Genomic DNA, 15,651 nt, shown 5'->3' on the forward strand with positions numbered 1-15,651 from the left:
TCTAGCATGTTTTATTACGGACAGCACACCAAAATATGAATCTTAATCTTTTCTTAAGAATAGATTGTTCTTTTCTGTGCCTTTCTTTCGGGATACAATCATGCACAGGAGATCAGATCATGAAAGTTACGATACCAGAAAATTATCAGCCGACGCTGGATGTGCGTCATACGCAGGAAGCAATCAAGTATATCCGTGATACATTCCAGCGGGAATTCGGAAAAGAAATGAATTTGTCCCGGGTCAGTGCCCCGCTGTTTGTGACAAAGGCGAGCGGTCTCAATGACAATCTCAATGGCATTGAGCGTCCAGTTTCCTTTGATGCCCAGGATCTGCCCGGCGAAAAGCTGGAAGTAGTCCAGTCGCTTGCCAAATGGAAGCGCTGGGCTCTGCAGAAATATCATTTTGAACCAGGTGAAGGCCTGTATACCAACATGAATGCCATCCGCCGGGATGAACTGCTCGATAACCTGCATTCCATGTATGTAGACCAGTGGGACTGGGAGAAAGTAATCAATAAAGAAGACAGAAATATTCCAATGCTGGAAAGCACTGTCCGTACCATCTTCAAAGTCATTAAGCATATGGAACATGAAGTCTGGTACAAATATCCGGAGGCAGTCTGCCATCTGGCAGACGATGTATCCTTCATTACAGCTCAGGAACTGGAAGATCTCTATCCGGAGCTTTCCCCGAAAGAAAGAGAAAACAGGATTGTCAAAGACAAAAAGTGTGTCTTCATCATTGGCATTGGATCACCATTGAAGAGATCCGGCAAGCCACATGATGGCAGAGCACCAGACTATGATGACTGGAGCCTCAATGGCGATCTGCTGTTCTATCTGCCTTCTCTTGATCAGGCCCTGGAGATATCATCCATGGGCATCCGCGTAGATGAAGAATCTCTTGTGAAACAGTGCAAAGCTGCCCATTGTGAAGGCAGGCTGCAGCTGCCATACCATCAGGCCATCCTCCACCATGCAGTTCCCTACACCATCGGCGGCGGCATCGGCCAGTCCAGACTGTGCATGTTATTGCTGAACAAAGCACACATCGGTGAAGTTCAGGCTTCCATATGGCCGGATCAGATGGTCAGCCAGTGCCAGGAGCACAATATTCATCTGCTGTAAAACAGGGCAATTAAGCCCGGCATTTGTCTGTCTGCTGACAGTCATGCCGGGCTTTTTCTGTCCTGCTGATAAAAAAAGACAGATTGTCATGCATGTTCACCAGACAATCTGCCGCACATTTTTCAAAAACTGTTTTATTCTTTCTTTCCTGCCAGTTCCTTGAGTTCATCCAGGCTGCTGACTTTTTTGGAGTAAAGGGTCAGTGGTGCGGAGGATGTATCGCCGATGGCAGTCAGATCATAGCCCTGGGAGTCAATTTCAGACTGGAGGTATGCTTTGTGCTGGAAGGCATTGAGGTCAATTTCACCGGAGTTGAGTGCTTCATTGGGGAGGTTGTAGGCATCGAATGTCACAACTTCAATGTAGATGCCTGCATCTTCATCATCGAGTACTTTCTGGACGGCTTTCCATACATCTCCGGTTCCGCAGATGCCGACTTTGATGACTTTCTTGCCTGTGGAGTCTGAGTTGTATCCTTCGATGCTGTCCACAAAGTCCGCATCAACTGTATAGTTTTCATCATAGTCAAATGCCGGAACGGAAGAACCTTTGTTCTTTTCAAGGATGTATTCTGCAACGAGCTGAGATTGATAGGCTTTGACAATGGTCTGGTAGTCCGGATTGTCCTTGTCAGCCGTTCTGGCCACAATGACATTGATGAACGGATTGTCAGATCCCTTTTCCTGTACCTCCGTAATCAGACCATCCTTCTCAGGAGACAGTCCTGCCGGAACGGCATAGGTACCGTTGATCGTCGCAGCCGCATAGTCATCCAGTGTGGATACCAGGGTATTGGCTGCTGCCGGGACGATTTCAATGTTATAGATATACTTTGTAATGTCAGCCAGTTCCGGTGTATAGCCAGCATTGGGATCCACTTCAATCAGGCCTGCTGAGGCCAGCAGGTTGATGGCTCTTGCCTGGTTGGTGGCATCGCTTGGCACACCGATCTTGATGGCTTCGGCTGTGGATGATTTGGCGCCGCAGCCTGTTGTAACCAGAGTGCCGGCGGTGAGAACGGATACGAGAATCTTCTTAGCTGTGTTATTCATTTTTCTATCTCCTTATTTAAAAAGTTTTTTATTTACAGACGCATGTGCCAGTGAATTTCCCACCAGCTGCAGCAGTGATACAAAGACGAGCAGAAATAATACGCAGAGATTGACAACATCCTGATAGTACATGTTCTGTCCCTGATTGATGGCAAAGCTGCCGATGCCTCCGGCGCCGACAGCACCAGCTGAGGTGGTCAGGCCAACCAGGGAGATGGATGTGATTGTGACGGCGCGGAACAGATCAGGCAAGGCTTCATGAAGATAGACGCGGTAGATGATGCCAATGGCGCCGCTGCCCATGGCACGGGCTGCTTCGATCTTACCGGGATCCACGTCGCTCAATGCACTTTCTACCTGTCTGGCAAAGAAGGGAACGGCACCGAAGACCAGTGGGACAATGGCACCGGTTACGCCAATGGAAGTACCGGTAATGAATCTTGTCAGCGGGATCAGGAAGATCAGCAGGATAATGAAGGGAATGGACCGGAAGATGTTGGTAACAATCTCCAGAATGACATGAATGCCTTTATTGGGGCGGATGCCGTCGGATCTTGTGACGACCAGCAGGATGCCAAGAGCACCGCCGATGACCAGAATCCAGATGCCGGCAATGAAGAACATCTGAAAGGTTGCCTGCAGGCTTTCCAGGAACATGTTCCAGTATTTGACGACATTTGGAAACAGGCTTTGAAACAGACTCATGCTTTCACTCCTTCCACTCTGACACCCCTGTTTTCAAGATAGGCAAGGGCTTTTTCGATATTTTCTCTGGTGCCTCTGACACTGGCAATGATGGCACCCAGAGCACTGTCTTCCACCAGATCGACATTGGCCAGGACAATGGAGACATTGACATCGAACTCACGTGAGACAATGGAAATCAGGGCATCTCCTACAGATTCTCTGGTGAAGACAAGTTTAACCAGACGGCTGTCAGAGGATGAAAGTGCCATGCCTGCCTGATGCTTTAACAGCTCTGAGATTTTGTTCAGACCGCTCGAGCTTTCCACAAACTTCTTTGTGATCGGCTGCTTCGGCGAGGCAAAGATGTCATAGACTGCACCTTCTTCAACGATCTTTCCGTTTTCCATGACGGCAACTTTGTCCGCAATCTCCTTGATCACTGCCATTTCATGGGTAATGACGACCAGGGTGAGGCCAAGCTCTTTGTTCAGCTTCTTCAGCAGGGCAAGGATGGATTCCGTCGCATCAGGGTCCAGAGCACTGGTTGCTTCATCGCACAGGAGTATCTGAGGCTCTGCCGCAAGGGCTCTGGCAATGGCAACCCGCTGTTTCTGACCGCCAGACAGCTGAGAGGGATAGGCATCACGCTTGTCTGAAAGATTGACAAGGGCAAGCAGGTGATCCACTCTGTCTGCTATCTGTTTTCCTGACAGATGGCGGTAGCGCAGTGAATAAGCCACATTGTCAAATACTGTGCTGCGGTCCAGCAGATTGAAGTGCTGGAAGATCATGCCAATGGAATGGCGCAGATGACGCAGATCCTTTTCTCTGAGCTGTGTCTGCCGGCCGTCTTTTTCCAGCAGAAGTCCTTCCTTGTCGGCATGCACCGTACCGAAGCCATCGATGGAAATCGTGCCTGACTGCGGCTTTTCCAGAAAGTTGATGCAGCGCACCAGCGTACTTTTGCCAGCGCCGGAATAGCCGATCACCCCAAAGACTTCTCCTTTGCCAATGCTGAAAGAGACATCATTGACGGCATGAACCTGACTGCTGTTCAGGTCATAGGTTTTATTTAAATGCGATATTTCAATCATTCTTTCTCCCTTCTTACAGCGGCAGTTCCTTCTGATGTGCAACATGCCATGCATGGTCTTCCTTCACCTTCTGCAGCAGGGCTTCATCCTCCAGCAGATCAAGTGCTGTATCTGCCAGCACCGCTGCACCCAGGCCGATGGCATCCAGTCCCTTCTGACTGCAGGCAGCCCTGACAAAGTCGGGTGAATGGCCGGCAATCTTTGTGCTGGAAATGCCAATATGCGGCTGAATCGCAGGGACAACCTGAGATACATTGCCCACATCCGAGCTGCCCGGCTGCACCGTGTCTGGCTTGTGTGTGATCTGCTGTCCGAACAGGTTCAGATTCTTTTCATAGATGGCATCCAGGGATGGTGTGACGACCATGTTTTCCACCAGGTTCTGATACAGCTTGATTCTGCCGGTGCATCCCGTTGCCAGAGCTGCGCCCTTGACAATGTTTTCCACCTTGGCATACAGCTCATGCAGCGTATCAATATCTGCTGCCCGGATATACCACTTGGAATTGGTATGCTCCGGAATGACATTGGGCGCCGTGCCGCCCTCGGTGATGATGCCGTGGATCCGGATGCGGTTTGTCAATTGCTGACGGAGGACGGAGATACCGTTATAGACAAGAATCTGCGCATCCAGGGCATTGATGCCATCCTGGGGATCACCAGCCGCATGGGCAGCTCTGCCATCAAAGGTGATATCCACCGGTGCACAGGCATAATTCCGGGATGACAGATAGTGCTTGTCATCGCCGCCGGGATGCACGCACAGGGCAAAGTCCACATCTTTGAAATAGCCTTCTCTGACAAAGGAACCCTTGGCACTGCCATTCTCACCGCCCTCTTCACCAGGGGTGCCATAGACTCTGACCTCACCGCCGGTTTCATCAATGACCTGCTTTAAAGCTGCAGCGGCCAGAGACGAGGTGGCGCCGAACAGATTGTGTCCGCAGCCGTGGCCAAGACCTGCAAGAGCGTCATATTCTGCCAGGAAGACCGCCACCGGGCCTGGCCTGGACGATTTGTACCTTGCCGCAAAGCCTGTGCGGTGCCCGGCTGCGGGCAGCTCGATGTCAAACCCTTCTTTGGATAACTGCTCTGATAATGTCTGACTGGCAAAGAATTCATAATTGGATACCTCCGGCTTGTCATGAATCGCAAGCGAAATCTTCTGATACACAGGCAGCTGTGCCTGTACAAATGCATTGATTCTTTCTTTTCTTTCACTCATCTTCTTACCCTCATAAAAAGGCACCCGCGAATACCTCACGGGTGCCTTGCAAATGCAGATTGGGTCACATAAAAACCTATGATCCCCTGTCAACACAGCTGTGATCACCCGTTAACCATCTGCACATGCACATCATCATCGTTGTCTTAGCTGTGTTCATATTCTGCATCTCCCTTTCTATGCCAATCATTTTACAAGGAATGTTTCAGAAAGCAATTTCAAGAAATCAATGCTCAGTTATAGCTTTTGCTTATGAGAATATGTATTACTGATTGATCCAGCTTTCATCCTCAGGATGATCGCGGAATGCCAGCAGTCTCTTGATATCACGTTCTTTGATATAGCCTTCCTCTGCTGCACAGGCCGCAATCGTATCAAAGTCGGTCAGTGATATATTTGCAACATCGTTGTCTGCCAGTCTCTTTGCGGCTTTGGCCATGCCATAGGTCACAATGGACGCAATGCCAAGTACTTCTGCCCCGGCATCCCGCAGAACATTGACCACATCCACGCAGCTGCCTGCTGTAGAGATCAGATCTTCGATGACCACGGCCTTCTGTCCAGGCAGAATCTTCCCTTCGATCTGGTTCTTACGGCCATGGTCCTTGGAGCCCGTGCGGACATAGCCCATGGGCAGATTGAGGATCTGGGCAGTAATGGCCGCATGGGCAATGCCCGCTGTCGAGGTACCCATCAGAATCTCTGCATCGGGATATTTCTCTTTGATCATTTCGGCAAGACCGTTTTCCACATCATTTCTGACCTGTACATCGGACAGTGTCAGACGATTATCACAGTAAACAGGTGATTTCATGCCGCTGGCCCAGGTAAAGGGATCATCCGGCTGAAAGAAGACCGCTTTGATCTTCAGCAAGTCCTTTGCAATGATTTCGCTTCTCATCTTGTCTCCTTTGTAAATTCTCTGACACATTCCTGGTAGGCTGCCACTGGATCCTGTGCCTGGGTGATCGGTCTGCCGACCACGATGTAGTCACAGCCCACTCTGGCTGCCTGGACCGGTGTCATGATGCGCTTCTGGTCATCCTTCTGGCTGCTGGCAAAACGAATGCCAGGTGTCACCGTCACAAAGTCAGCACCGCATGCCTGGTGTACCTGATCCGCTTCCCATGGCGAGCACACCACTCCATCAAGCCCTGCTGCCTTTGCATTCTGTGCATAGTGCATGACGACATCCTGCATATCCCGGTGGATATCCAGTTCATTCTCCAAAGCTGTCTGATCCGTGCTGGTCAGCTGCGTGACCGCGATCAGCAACGGCTGCTTTCCCTGTTTGATGGACAGTCCCCGTCTGGCAGCCTGCATCATGGCAATGGTGCCTGCCGCATGGACATTGACCATGTCCACATCCAGATTTGCCAATACGCGGCATGTCTTCTCTACCGTGTTAGGAATGTCATGCAGCTTGAGATCAAGAAAAATCTGATGTCCCCTCTGTTTCAGTTCTCTGACAATATCCGGTCCTTCACTGTAAAACAGCTCCATGCCGATTTTGACAAACGGCCGCACCTCACCAAAGCGGTCAAGAAAGGTCAGGGTATCTTTCTTTGAAGCAAAATCGCAGGCAATGATTACATCTTTTGACATATATGTCCTCCTCCTATGATCGCATCGAGATTTTCAATGTTGTATCGTTTCATGGCTGCAGGCAGATCATGGATGATCTTTGCGCAGGCCATGGGATCTTTCAGACTGGCACTGCCGACTTCTGTGGCACAGGCGCCGGCAAGCATCATTTCAATGACGTCTTCCGGCGTGGAGACACCGCCGATCCCAATGATCGGAATGCGCACTGCCTCATACACCTGATAGACCATGCGCAATGCAATCGGGAAGACGGCTGGTCCTGACAGCCCTCCTGCAACATTGGCAAGCACTGGTTTTCTTGTTCGTAAATCAATGCGCATCGCCATCAGGGTATTGATCAGGGCAAGTCCATCGGCACCAGCAGATTCACATGCCTTTGCAATCAGTGTGATATCGGTCACATTCGGTGACAGCTTGACGATGACCGGCTTATCACTGACAGCCTTGATCGCTTTTGTAACAGCATAGGCCGCATCCGGATCCGTGCCAAAGGCCATCCCGCCGCCATGCACATTGGGACAGGAGATATTTACTTCCAGCCAGCCGATCTCCCTAATGCCATTCAGCTTCTCTGCCACTTCTTTGTATTCATCAATGGAGAACCCGGCAATGTTGGCCATGAATTTCTTGTGATATACCTCTTTCAACTTTGGGATCTCTTCCTGGATCACGGCATCCACGCCTGGATTGTGCAGGCCGACACTGTTTAACATGCCTTCATTGCCTTCCGCAATTCTCGGCAGCGGATTGCCATATCTGGGCTCCCGTGTGATTCCCTTGCAGGAAAAGGTACCAAGCTGATTGATGTCATAGAAGCGGGCATATTCCCATCCATAGCCAAACGTGCCGGAGGCAGGGATGATGGGATTGTCTAATGGAATTCCACAGAGAGATGTCTTCATGCCTGCCATAACAATTCCTCTTTATTGAATACCGGTCCGTCATGGCAGATGCGCCTTGGTCCATTTTTTGTCATGATGGCACAGCCCATGCAGGCTCCAAAGCCGCATCCCATGCGGGCTTCCAGTGATACCTGCACAGGAACCTCTGCTTTTTCTGCCACCCCCTGCAACATTCCCATCGGTCCACAGGTATAGATACACGTCGCATTTGCCTTCATGCCGTCTGTGACAAGCCCCCTGTGTCCAAGGCTGCCATCCTGTGTATAGACGCTGACATCACAGCCCATCTTCTGCATTTCGTCCAACAGGATCGCATCCTTTTTACTCTGAAAGCCGGCCAGTACGGTAACCTGCTTTTTCTGACAAAGCAGCTGCCTGGCAAGATACGGCATTGGGACCATGCCAAGACCGCCGCCGATTAACATGGGATGATCTCCTGCAATGGTCAGATCAAAGCCGTTGCCGCATGGTCCCAGCAGGTTGATGTCTGCATAGGATGGCAGCTGCGTCATCGCTCTGGTGCCTTTGCCAACGACACGGTAGATGAGCGTGATGACATTGGCCTGCACATTGGAAACACTGAATGGCCTCCGCAGAAACAGACCCGGAATCTCTGCATCCACAAACTGCCCCGGAACCAGATCCATCTGCACCTGTATCTGCATCTGCCAGATTTCTTCGGTGATGGCATGGTTATTGAGGATGACACCGTTTTTTTCTTCCATCTTTTCCTCCTGCCACAAAAAAAGTCTTCCCGCAGGAAGACCGTACATTTCTCATCTTACTTGAAAAGTATGTTCTGTCTTCCTGATCTCTCTGTATCAGATTAAAGACTGCGTAACTTTTTTATCATGTCGTAGGCACTTTGTCAACGCTCTTTGCTTTGGCATGCAGGAAGGCAATGAGCTCTGCACTGCAGTATTTCTTGATCACAATCTGCCCGCTGCCCGGCTTTGCCATCAGATAGAAGGCATTTCCATCCTCCAGGATTTCCTGCAGGTCACTGTACAGCAGCCTGCCTTTATTGCTGTGCCATTTCACGATAAAGCCCTTGCGGTCAAAGGATAACGACTGCTCGTCCCTGGAGATCATCGGGTTTTCCAGGTAGTGATTGCGGCAGGTAATCGGCCACATGAAGCCAAGCATGAAAGCAGAAAGAAAGGAAAAGCACAGGCCTGCGATCAGAATGTAGATGATGTGCAGGAAGTATCCGGCAGCGGCAATGACAAGGCCGATCGCAAGCATGATGGCTTCCTGTTTCTGCTGGCGTTTCTTTGCGCCGATGCCGCATACATTGCAATAGCGGCGGTAATCAGAAGCTGAGATCTTCTGCGTGATATGGAAGTCCGGTGTCATCTTTCAATGTAGACGGCATTTTCACCATCATTGTCCATCAATCTGACCTGTACGTTTTCACTCTTTGCCGTTGGTACATTCTTGCCGACAAAGTCCGCCCGGATCGGCAGTTCACGGTGGCCTCTGTCCACCAGCACAGCAAGCTGGATGTACTTTGGACGTCCCTTTGTGATGACAGCTTCCATGGCCGCTCTGGCTGTGCGGCCAGTATAGAGCACATCATCCACGATGATGACAGTTTTGCCAGTGATGTCACATGGGAATACAGATTCCTGGCTGCGCTTTAGTTTCTCTTCATTGCTCAGATCGTCACGGTGCAGGGTAATGTCCAGATGGCCCACAGGGACTGTTACGCCTTCAAACTTCTGAATATTTTCCTGCAGGATCGTTGCCAGGCAGACGCCTCTTGTCACAACGCCCATTAATACAACATCCTGTACGCCCTCATTGCGCTCAATGATCTCATGCGTCATGCGGGCCAGAGAACGCCGCATCGTCACTTCATCCATAATCTGTGTTTTCTCACTCATGATTCACTCTCCAAAATACTCTTCCATCGTTAATCCCGAAGCAGTAATCTTCTCTGCCTCGTCTTTGCCAACATACCGATAATTCCACGGGGAATAGATGACCCCGGTCACATCCTGCTTGTTCTGCGGATAGCGCAGGATCCAGCCATACCTGGCCGCATTTGCCGCAAGCCAGGCACTTTCACCGGTTGTATCAAAACATTCATCCAGACGGCACGTGCCATCACTTGTGCCAAGGTCCACGGCAAGGCCAAGCTGGTGTTCACTGGCCCCGGGCATATCATCAATAATGTCCGCGTGGTCTTTGCCATACAGACCGACATAGTAGTTGTATAGTTCTGTTTCATCTTCATAGCTGCGATAGCCTGAGATCAGCACCAGATTGACGCCGTCCTGTCTGGCTGCAGCAAACATCGCTTCCAGTGCCTGGGCTGCTTCATGACGCAGATAGATCGTGCGTGAACTTGCCACATCCACCTGTACCAGGTCATCCGGCACATAGCTTTGATCCAGACGGGATGTGCGGTTGACAATCTTTAACAGGGAATCATTGGAAGTGGTGTCCGGGGCGGCTGTTGGAACTGGCGTTGGTGTCGGGGTTGATGTTGGAACAACGGCAGGCACCGCTGTGGATACAGCAGAAGCAGAGGCCTCTGGTGAAGAAAGCGAGGCAGTGGCAGCAGTCCCCTTTTTCTCAGCTGCGCTGCGGATGCGCTGGGCACCGCCGGACAGCGTTAAAACAAGCAGTCCGGCCACAATCAGGCCGCACAGCACAATAACAGTATACAGTTTTGCATAAAAGTGCCGTTCTGATCTTTTCACAAGTCATATTGTACTACAAGAAGCACATCTGTCCCTGTCTGCCAGCCCTGTTTGCCTGCATAAGATGCACTTTCTGATGCTATGTAAGCGATTATAATAGAAACAGAAAGAGAGGTTTAGAACAGATGTCTTTTCCAAAGAATTTTCTCTGGGGCGGTGCTGTTGCGGCCAACCAGCTCGAAGGTGCCTATCTGACAGATGGCAAAGGTCTCAGTGATGCCGATATGCTCAAAGGCGGCAATGTTTCCACACCCCGCAAGTTTTCACCGGTGATTGAAAAGGGTGCTTACTATCCGTCTCATGAAGCCATTGATTTCTATCATCATTATAAAGAGGATATTGCTCTGTTTGGTGAGATGGGGTTCAAGTGTTTCCGTCTGTCCATCAACTGGAGCCGGATCTATCCAAATGGCGATGATGCAGAACCAAATGAAAAGGGCCTGCAGTTCTATGATGATGTGTTTGATGAATGCCGCAAGCACAACATCGAGCCGCTTGTCACATTGTGCCATTATGAGATTCCATGGGCGATCACAACCAAATACCATGGCTTCTATGACAGGCGTACCATTGATCTGTTTGTGAAGTATGCCACTACCTGTTTCAGAAGATACAAGGACAAGGTGAAGTACTGGCTGACCTTCAATGAGATCAACTGTGCCCTGATGCCGGGCGGTGGTTCTTATAACGGCCTTGGTCTGGTGCTGGATGAAGATCTCAAGGATGAAAGCCAGCGTCCTGTCGATGCTCTGCATGACAATCTGCAGATGCGCATGGAAGCTTTGCACAATGAGTTTGTCGCAAGTGCAAAGGTTGTTATGGAAGGCCACAAGATCAATCCGGACTTCATGATCGGCAACATGATTGCCCACATGACACTGTATCCGCTGCGTCCGCATCCGGATGATGTTCTCAAGACAAAGCAGGCTTCGGATCTCCTTAACAACATGTGCGGTGATGTTCAGGTCAGAGGTGAATATCCTTGCTTTGCCAGGCCGTTCTTAAAGTCCAAGGGCATTGATACATCCTTCATGGACAATGAGGAAGACAAGAAGATCCTGAAGGAAGGCACGGTTGATATGTATACATTCTCATATTACGCGACCAACTGTGTGACAGCTGAAAAGGACAAGCAGGGAACCGATGGCAACCTGATGGGCGGCGTGAAGAATCCGTACCTGAAGGCTTCGCCCTGGGGCTGGCAGATTGATCCGGAAGGTCTGCGCTATACCCTCGATGATCTGGCTGGCAGATATCCGCATACACCATTGATGGTTGTGGAAAATGGCCTTGGTATGATTGATAAGGTTGAAGCTGATGGCAGTATCCATGATGATTACCGCATCAACTATCTGCGTGATCATATTGCCGAAATGAAGAAGGCTGTGGAAGAAGACGGCGTCAATCTGATCGGTTATACAACTTGGGGCCCGATTGATCTTGTCTCCGCTGGTACAGGTGAGATGTACAAGCGCTATGGCTTCATCTATGTTAACCGCAATGATGACGGTACTGGTGATTTCTCCAGAAGCAGAAAAGATTCCTTCTTTTGGTATAAGAAGGTCATTGCCAGCAACGGTGAGGATCTGAAATAAGGAAAATAGGGTAGAGTGAGCCGCGTTAGCGGCTCGACCCTCCCGTTGCACCGTACGTACGGTTTTCCGTATACGGCGCTACGTTTGTATTTACTTACGATTATTGAGGTGGTATTCCAACGGGTTGACCAGTCCTGGTCGACCTGTTTTCCTACTTGGCAGGGCCAGTACTTTCGGGCTGAGAGCGTAATTTACCACATCCATTCCACTCCTCCGATACCATCCTAGGCGTGAGTTGGCTACCTTGTATGTATCTTCATCGGTGAAATTACAAGGGAACATAGCGTTAAGCCTTTGGAGATTTGTGTCTATACGCTTCGGTTTCTTCCATTGCTTGATGATGATGACTCTGACTTTGTGCCGCATCCACTGTCCATATTCATCGAGGAAAGCCTTCATATCTCCGATGATGAAATAATTGATCCATCCTCTGACGATCTGATTCAGTTTTGTGAATGTGACGGCCAGAGGTCTGGATACTGCTTCCTTGCGTTGCAGGACAGCCTTGGTTTTCGCCATCAGCCGTTTCTTTCTGTCATCACTCGGTTTGCAGTGCCATCCGTCTTTTGCCTTCCAGTACGTAAAGCCTAGGAACTCGCTGTGTGTTGGCCTGACCACCTTTGTCTTGGTTGGACTGACCTTCAGAAACAGCTTTCGTTCCAGCCATGAGGCTACCGACTTCATCACTCTGTCTGCCGCCATTTCGCTCTTCACGAAGATGTCGCAGTCATCTGCGTACCGCACAAAATGCAGTCCTCTGCTCTCCAGTTCTTTGTCAAATTTATCGAGATAAATAAGGCTAAGTATCGGACTGAGGGGTCCGCCTTGCGGAACGCCTAGTTCAGTTGGTGATACGAGTCCGTTCACCATGACGCCAGCCTTCAGAAAGGACCGGATCAGGTGTAACGTTCTCTTGTCGTTTACCTTTTCTCTCAAAATGGAGATTAATTTGTCATGATTCACCGTATCGAAATACTTTTCGATGTCGAGATCAATCACCCAGTCGTATCCGCTGTTCAGATTATTCAGGACATCCTTCATCGCATCATGTGCGCTTCTGTTTGGCCTGAATCCATAACTATGGTCACTGAATGTGCTGTCGTAGATGCCGCTGAGTACCTGGGCTGCTGCCTGCTGTACCACCCGGTCTGCGACTGACGGAATACCTAATGGCCTTTGCTTGCCATTGGGCTTGGGTATATAGACCCTGCGGACTGGTTTCGGTCTGTACTGCATGTTCCGGATCTGCTGTTTGATTATTTCTTTATGTTTAGAGAAATACTCATCCAGCTCACTGGTTTTCATGCCGTCCACGCCGGCCGCGCCACGGTTTCTCTTAACCCTTCTGATCGCTTCTTCCAAGTTTTCGTCACTCAGAATCACTTCAATTAATTCCATACCGCTGTGCCATTCCTTTCTATCTGTAGATTATTCAGAATCATCCCGGGGTCCTTTGCCGTCAGAGGTTACGATCCTCTGCTGTAGGCTTATCCTCCCTTTCGGACTATCCGAACATTGCGTATAGTGGGGCACACTATACAAACATTAGGTCCTTCGCTCCACTTCCGTTACAGAAGCTTCATCACTACTATGACCTCAGCTGACTTCCTGCGATAGACCTTTATCCGACCAGATGATAACGATAGCTGTTTAAAAGCGTCTCGGTTTCCCTGTGTTTAGGTTCATCTGTCCGCAGGATCTCTCGGGGTAAGACACACATCTGTAATTTCCATAGCTTCCTGATTTACCGGTCGGCTTTACGTTTGTCTTTTGGACTTCAGCTTGCATAGCAGCCTTATCCGCCTTATGGCCTCAATCAGGTTTCTGTACGTAAGCTCAGAAATATGCTAGCTACTGCTTTCGCTCTGGGTTATTCACCCTCGGCTGGTAGTTCACTTCGCTTGGCGACAAATACCCGCGGCCTGCCTCTATTGCAGGCTAGATGTGTGCCATGCCCGACACACTATGGAAAAGGCACCGCACGGTGTCTTTTTCTATCGGACCAAAGTAAAAAACAGAGTATCATGAAAGCAGAGATAAAGGGAGGAAAGTATGCCATTTCGTAAAGACTTCTTATGGGGCGGCGCCGTCGCTGCCCACCAGGTTGAAGGTGCCTGGGACCAGGATGGAAAGGGACCGTCCATTGCGGATGTGATGACTGCCGGAGGCAATGGGGTTCCCCGTGTCATTACCGATGGTGTTCTGCCATCTGAATACTATCCGAACCATGAAGCTGTTGATTTCTACCATCATTACAAGGAAGATATTGCCATGTTTGCGGAAATGGGCTTCAAGTCATTCCGCACATCCATTGCCTGGAGCCGCATCTACCCGAATGGTGATGATGCGCAGCCGAATGAAAAGGGCCTGCAGTTCTATGATGATCTGTTTGATGAATGCCATAAGTACAACATTGAGCCGATCATTACCCTGCAGCACTTTGAGATGCCATGGCATCTTGCCAAAAAGTACAACGGCTTCATGGACAGACGCTGCATTGATTTCTTTGTCAGATTTGCAAAGACATGCTTTGAAAGATACCACACTAAGGTAAAGTACTGGATGACGTTCAACGAGATCAATAACCAGGGTGCTGCCCCGATTGCCCATCACATGTTGCAGGAAGGTGCTGTACTGACCACAGATGATAATCCAGATAATGAAAGAATGATGTATCAGTCATCTGTGTATGAGCTCGTCGCCAGTGCAAAAGCGGTACAAGTTGGCCATGAAATTGATCCGAACCTGATGATCGGCTGTATGATTGCCTATGAGCCGATCTATGCAAAGACATGCAATCCTCAGGATTACATTGAGATGACGGAAGCTAACCATAAGCGCTACTGGTATATGGATGTACAGGCAAAGGGAATCCTGCCAAACTACATCCAGAAATACTGGCAGCGTATGGGCTGGGATATCGATGTCACTGAAGATGATCTCAGGGAACTTGCCAAAGGAAAAGTCGATTATATTGGTTTTAGCTACTATATGTCACAGACAACGGAGGCAAAGAAAGATAATCCGCATTATAACTTCTATGAGAACAAGGACCTGGTCAAAAATCCATATCTGAAGGTATCTGACTGGGGCTGGCCGATTGATCCGCTTGGATTAAGATATGCGCTCTGCTGGATGGAAGATCGTTATAACCTGCCGATGATGATTGTCGAGAATGGTCTGGGTGCCTATGATCAGAAGGAAAAAGACGGCACTGTGGATGACCAGTATAGAATTGACTATCTTAAGGCACATATTGAAGCCATGAAGGAAGCTGTTGAGGAAGATGGTGTGAATCTGCTGGGTTATCAGATGTGGGCTCCGATTGATATCGTATCTGCCTCTACTGGTGAGATGGATAAGAGATACGGCTTCATCTATGTAAACAAGAACAACAAGAGAGAAGGAGATCTCTCCAGAAGCAGAAAGAAGTCGTTCTACTGGTACAAGAATGTCATTGCCAGCAACGGTGAAGATTTGTAAGAGAAACCGAAAAACGAGGCTGAAAGGCCTCGCTTTTTTGGCTTGCTGAAGGGAAAAAAGAAAAGGATCCGTAAGGATCCTTGCTAACCTGGCAGCGTGCTCTTTTTGCCCGTAAGGCTATCTTCGCCGCTGAAGTGCTTAACTTCTGTGTTCGGGATGGGAACAGGTGT

15 protein-coding genes and 1 rRNA gene are annotated in these 15,651 nt (G+C 49.5%); 3 read left to right on the forward strand and 13 right to left on the reverse strand.

All coding sequences use genetic code 11. The features are described 5' to 3' along the window. The first annotated feature begins 119 nt into the window (after positions 1 to 119). Positions 120 to 1,130, forward strand: a complete 1,011-nt coding sequence (gene asnA, locus DHU66_RS09235) for an aspartate--ammonia ligase (RefSeq protein ID WP_108775663.1) — start codon at positions 120 to 122, stop codon at positions 1,128 to 1,130. A gap of 134 nt (positions 1,131 to 1,264) precedes the next feature. On the opposite strand, the gene DHU66_RS12370 is transcribed toward asnA, so the two are convergent. The 11 genes from DHU66_RS12370 to DHU66_RS09290 form a co-directional block, all read right to left on the reverse strand. Next, complete coding sequence (locus DHU66_RS12370; protein WP_209451796.1) at positions 1,265 to 2,182, reverse strand: MetQ/NlpA family ABC transporter substrate-binding protein; 918 nt, start codon at positions 2,180 to 2,182, stop codon at positions 1,265 to 1,267. 12 nt (positions 2,183 to 2,194) lie between these two features. Continuing rightward, the gene (locus DHU66_RS09245) at positions 2,195 to 2,887 is read right to left on the reverse strand and encodes a methionine ABC transporter permease (protein ID WP_108775664.1); all 693 of its coding nucleotides are present in this window, start codon (positions 2,885 to 2,887) and stop codon (positions 2,195 to 2,197) included. Next, entirely contained in the window at positions 2,884 to 3,963 is a 1,080-nt protein-coding gene (locus DHU66_RS09250; RefSeq protein WP_108775689.1) for a methionine ABC transporter ATP-binding protein, read from the reverse strand. Before DHU66_RS09250 ends, DHU66_RS09245 begins: the two co-directional genes overlap by 4 nt. A 13-nt stretch (positions 3,964 to 3,976) precedes the next feature. Next, complete coding sequence (locus tag DHU66_RS09255) at positions 3,977 to 5,188, reverse strand: M20 family metallopeptidase (protein ID WP_108775665.1); 1,212 nt, start codon at positions 5,186 to 5,188, stop codon at positions 3,977 to 3,979. Between the two features lie 265 nt (positions 5,189 to 5,453). Further along, positions 5,454 to 6,089, reverse strand: a complete 636-nt coding sequence (gene pyrE, locus DHU66_RS09260) for an orotate phosphoribosyltransferase (RefSeq protein WP_108775666.1) — start codon at positions 6,087 to 6,089, stop codon at positions 5,454 to 5,456. Next, positions 6,086 to 6,793, reverse strand: a complete 708-nt coding sequence (gene pyrF, locus DHU66_RS09265) for an orotidine-5'-phosphate decarboxylase (protein WP_108775667.1) — start codon at positions 6,791 to 6,793, stop codon at positions 6,086 to 6,088. The genes pyrE and pyrF overlap by 4 nt, the downstream gene beginning before the upstream one ends. Further along, on the reverse strand, positions 6,778 to 7,704 hold the full coding sequence (locus tag DHU66_RS09270; RefSeq protein WP_108775668.1) for a dihydroorotate dehydrogenase: 927 nt from the start codon (positions 7,702 to 7,704) through the stop codon (positions 6,778 to 6,780). The genes pyrF and DHU66_RS09270 overlap by 16 nt, the downstream gene beginning before the upstream one ends. Next, on the reverse strand, positions 7,692 to 8,420 hold the full coding sequence (locus DHU66_RS09275; protein ID WP_167836352.1) for a dihydroorotate dehydrogenase electron transfer subunit: 729 nt from the start codon (positions 8,418 to 8,420) through the stop codon (positions 7,692 to 7,694). The genes DHU66_RS09270 and DHU66_RS09275 overlap by 13 nt, the downstream gene beginning before the upstream one ends. Positions 8,421 to 8,544: 124 nt before the next feature. Continuing rightward, positions 8,545 to 9,051 (reverse strand): YcxB family protein, encoded by a 507-nt coding sequence (locus tag DHU66_RS09280; RefSeq protein WP_108775670.1) that lies wholly within the window; start codon positions 9,049 to 9,051, stop codon positions 8,545 to 8,547. Further along, positions 9,048 to 9,581 carry a bifunctional pyr operon transcriptional regulator/uracil phosphoribosyltransferase PyrR gene (pyrR, locus tag DHU66_RS09285; RefSeq protein WP_108775671.1) on the reverse strand — a complete coding sequence of 178 codons (534 nt, stop codon included), beginning with the start codon at positions 9,579 to 9,581 and terminating at the stop codon, positions 9,048 to 9,050. The genes DHU66_RS09280 and pyrR overlap by 4 nt, the downstream gene beginning before the upstream one ends. Positions 9,582 to 9,584: 3 nt before the next feature. Continuing rightward, positions 9,585 to 10,403 (reverse strand): M15 family metallopeptidase, encoded by an 819-nt coding sequence (locus DHU66_RS09290; RefSeq protein ID WP_108775672.1) that lies wholly within the window; start codon positions 10,401 to 10,403, stop codon positions 9,585 to 9,587. Positions 10,404 to 10,528: 125 nt separating this feature from the next. Here DHU66_RS09290 and DHU66_RS09295 point away from each other — a divergent pair, with 125 nt between their 5' ends. Continuing rightward, complete coding sequence (locus DHU66_RS09295; RefSeq protein WP_108775673.1) at positions 10,529 to 11,998, forward strand: family 1 glycosylhydrolase; 1,470 nt, start codon at positions 10,529 to 10,531, stop codon at positions 11,996 to 11,998. A 90-nt stretch (positions 11,999 to 12,088) separates the two neighbouring features. Here the strand turns inward: DHU66_RS09295 and ltrA are convergent, their stop codons facing one another. Next, positions 12,089 to 13,396, reverse strand: a complete 1,308-nt coding sequence (gene ltrA, locus DHU66_RS09300) for a group II intron reverse transcriptase/maturase (protein ID WP_108775674.1) — start codon at positions 13,394 to 13,396, stop codon at positions 12,089 to 12,091. Positions 13,397 to 14,050: 654 nt separating this feature from the next. Here ltrA and DHU66_RS09305 point away from each other — a divergent pair. Next, complete coding sequence (locus DHU66_RS09305) at positions 14,051 to 15,481, forward strand: 6-phospho-beta-glucosidase (RefSeq protein WP_108775675.1); 1,431 nt, start codon at positions 14,051 to 14,053, stop codon at positions 15,479 to 15,481. A gap of 86 nt (positions 15,482 to 15,567) precedes the next feature. Here DHU66_RS09305 and rrf read toward each other — a convergent pair. Next, a 5S ribosomal RNA gene (rrf, locus tag DHU66_RS12700) occupies positions 15,568 to 15,651 on the reverse strand; the annotation flags it as partial.

It is taken from the genome of Lactimicrobium massiliense, assembly GCF_900343155.1.
Lineage (GTDB): Bacteria > Bacillota_I > Bacilli_A > Erysipelotrichales > Erysipelotrichaceae > Bulleidia > Bulleidia massiliensis.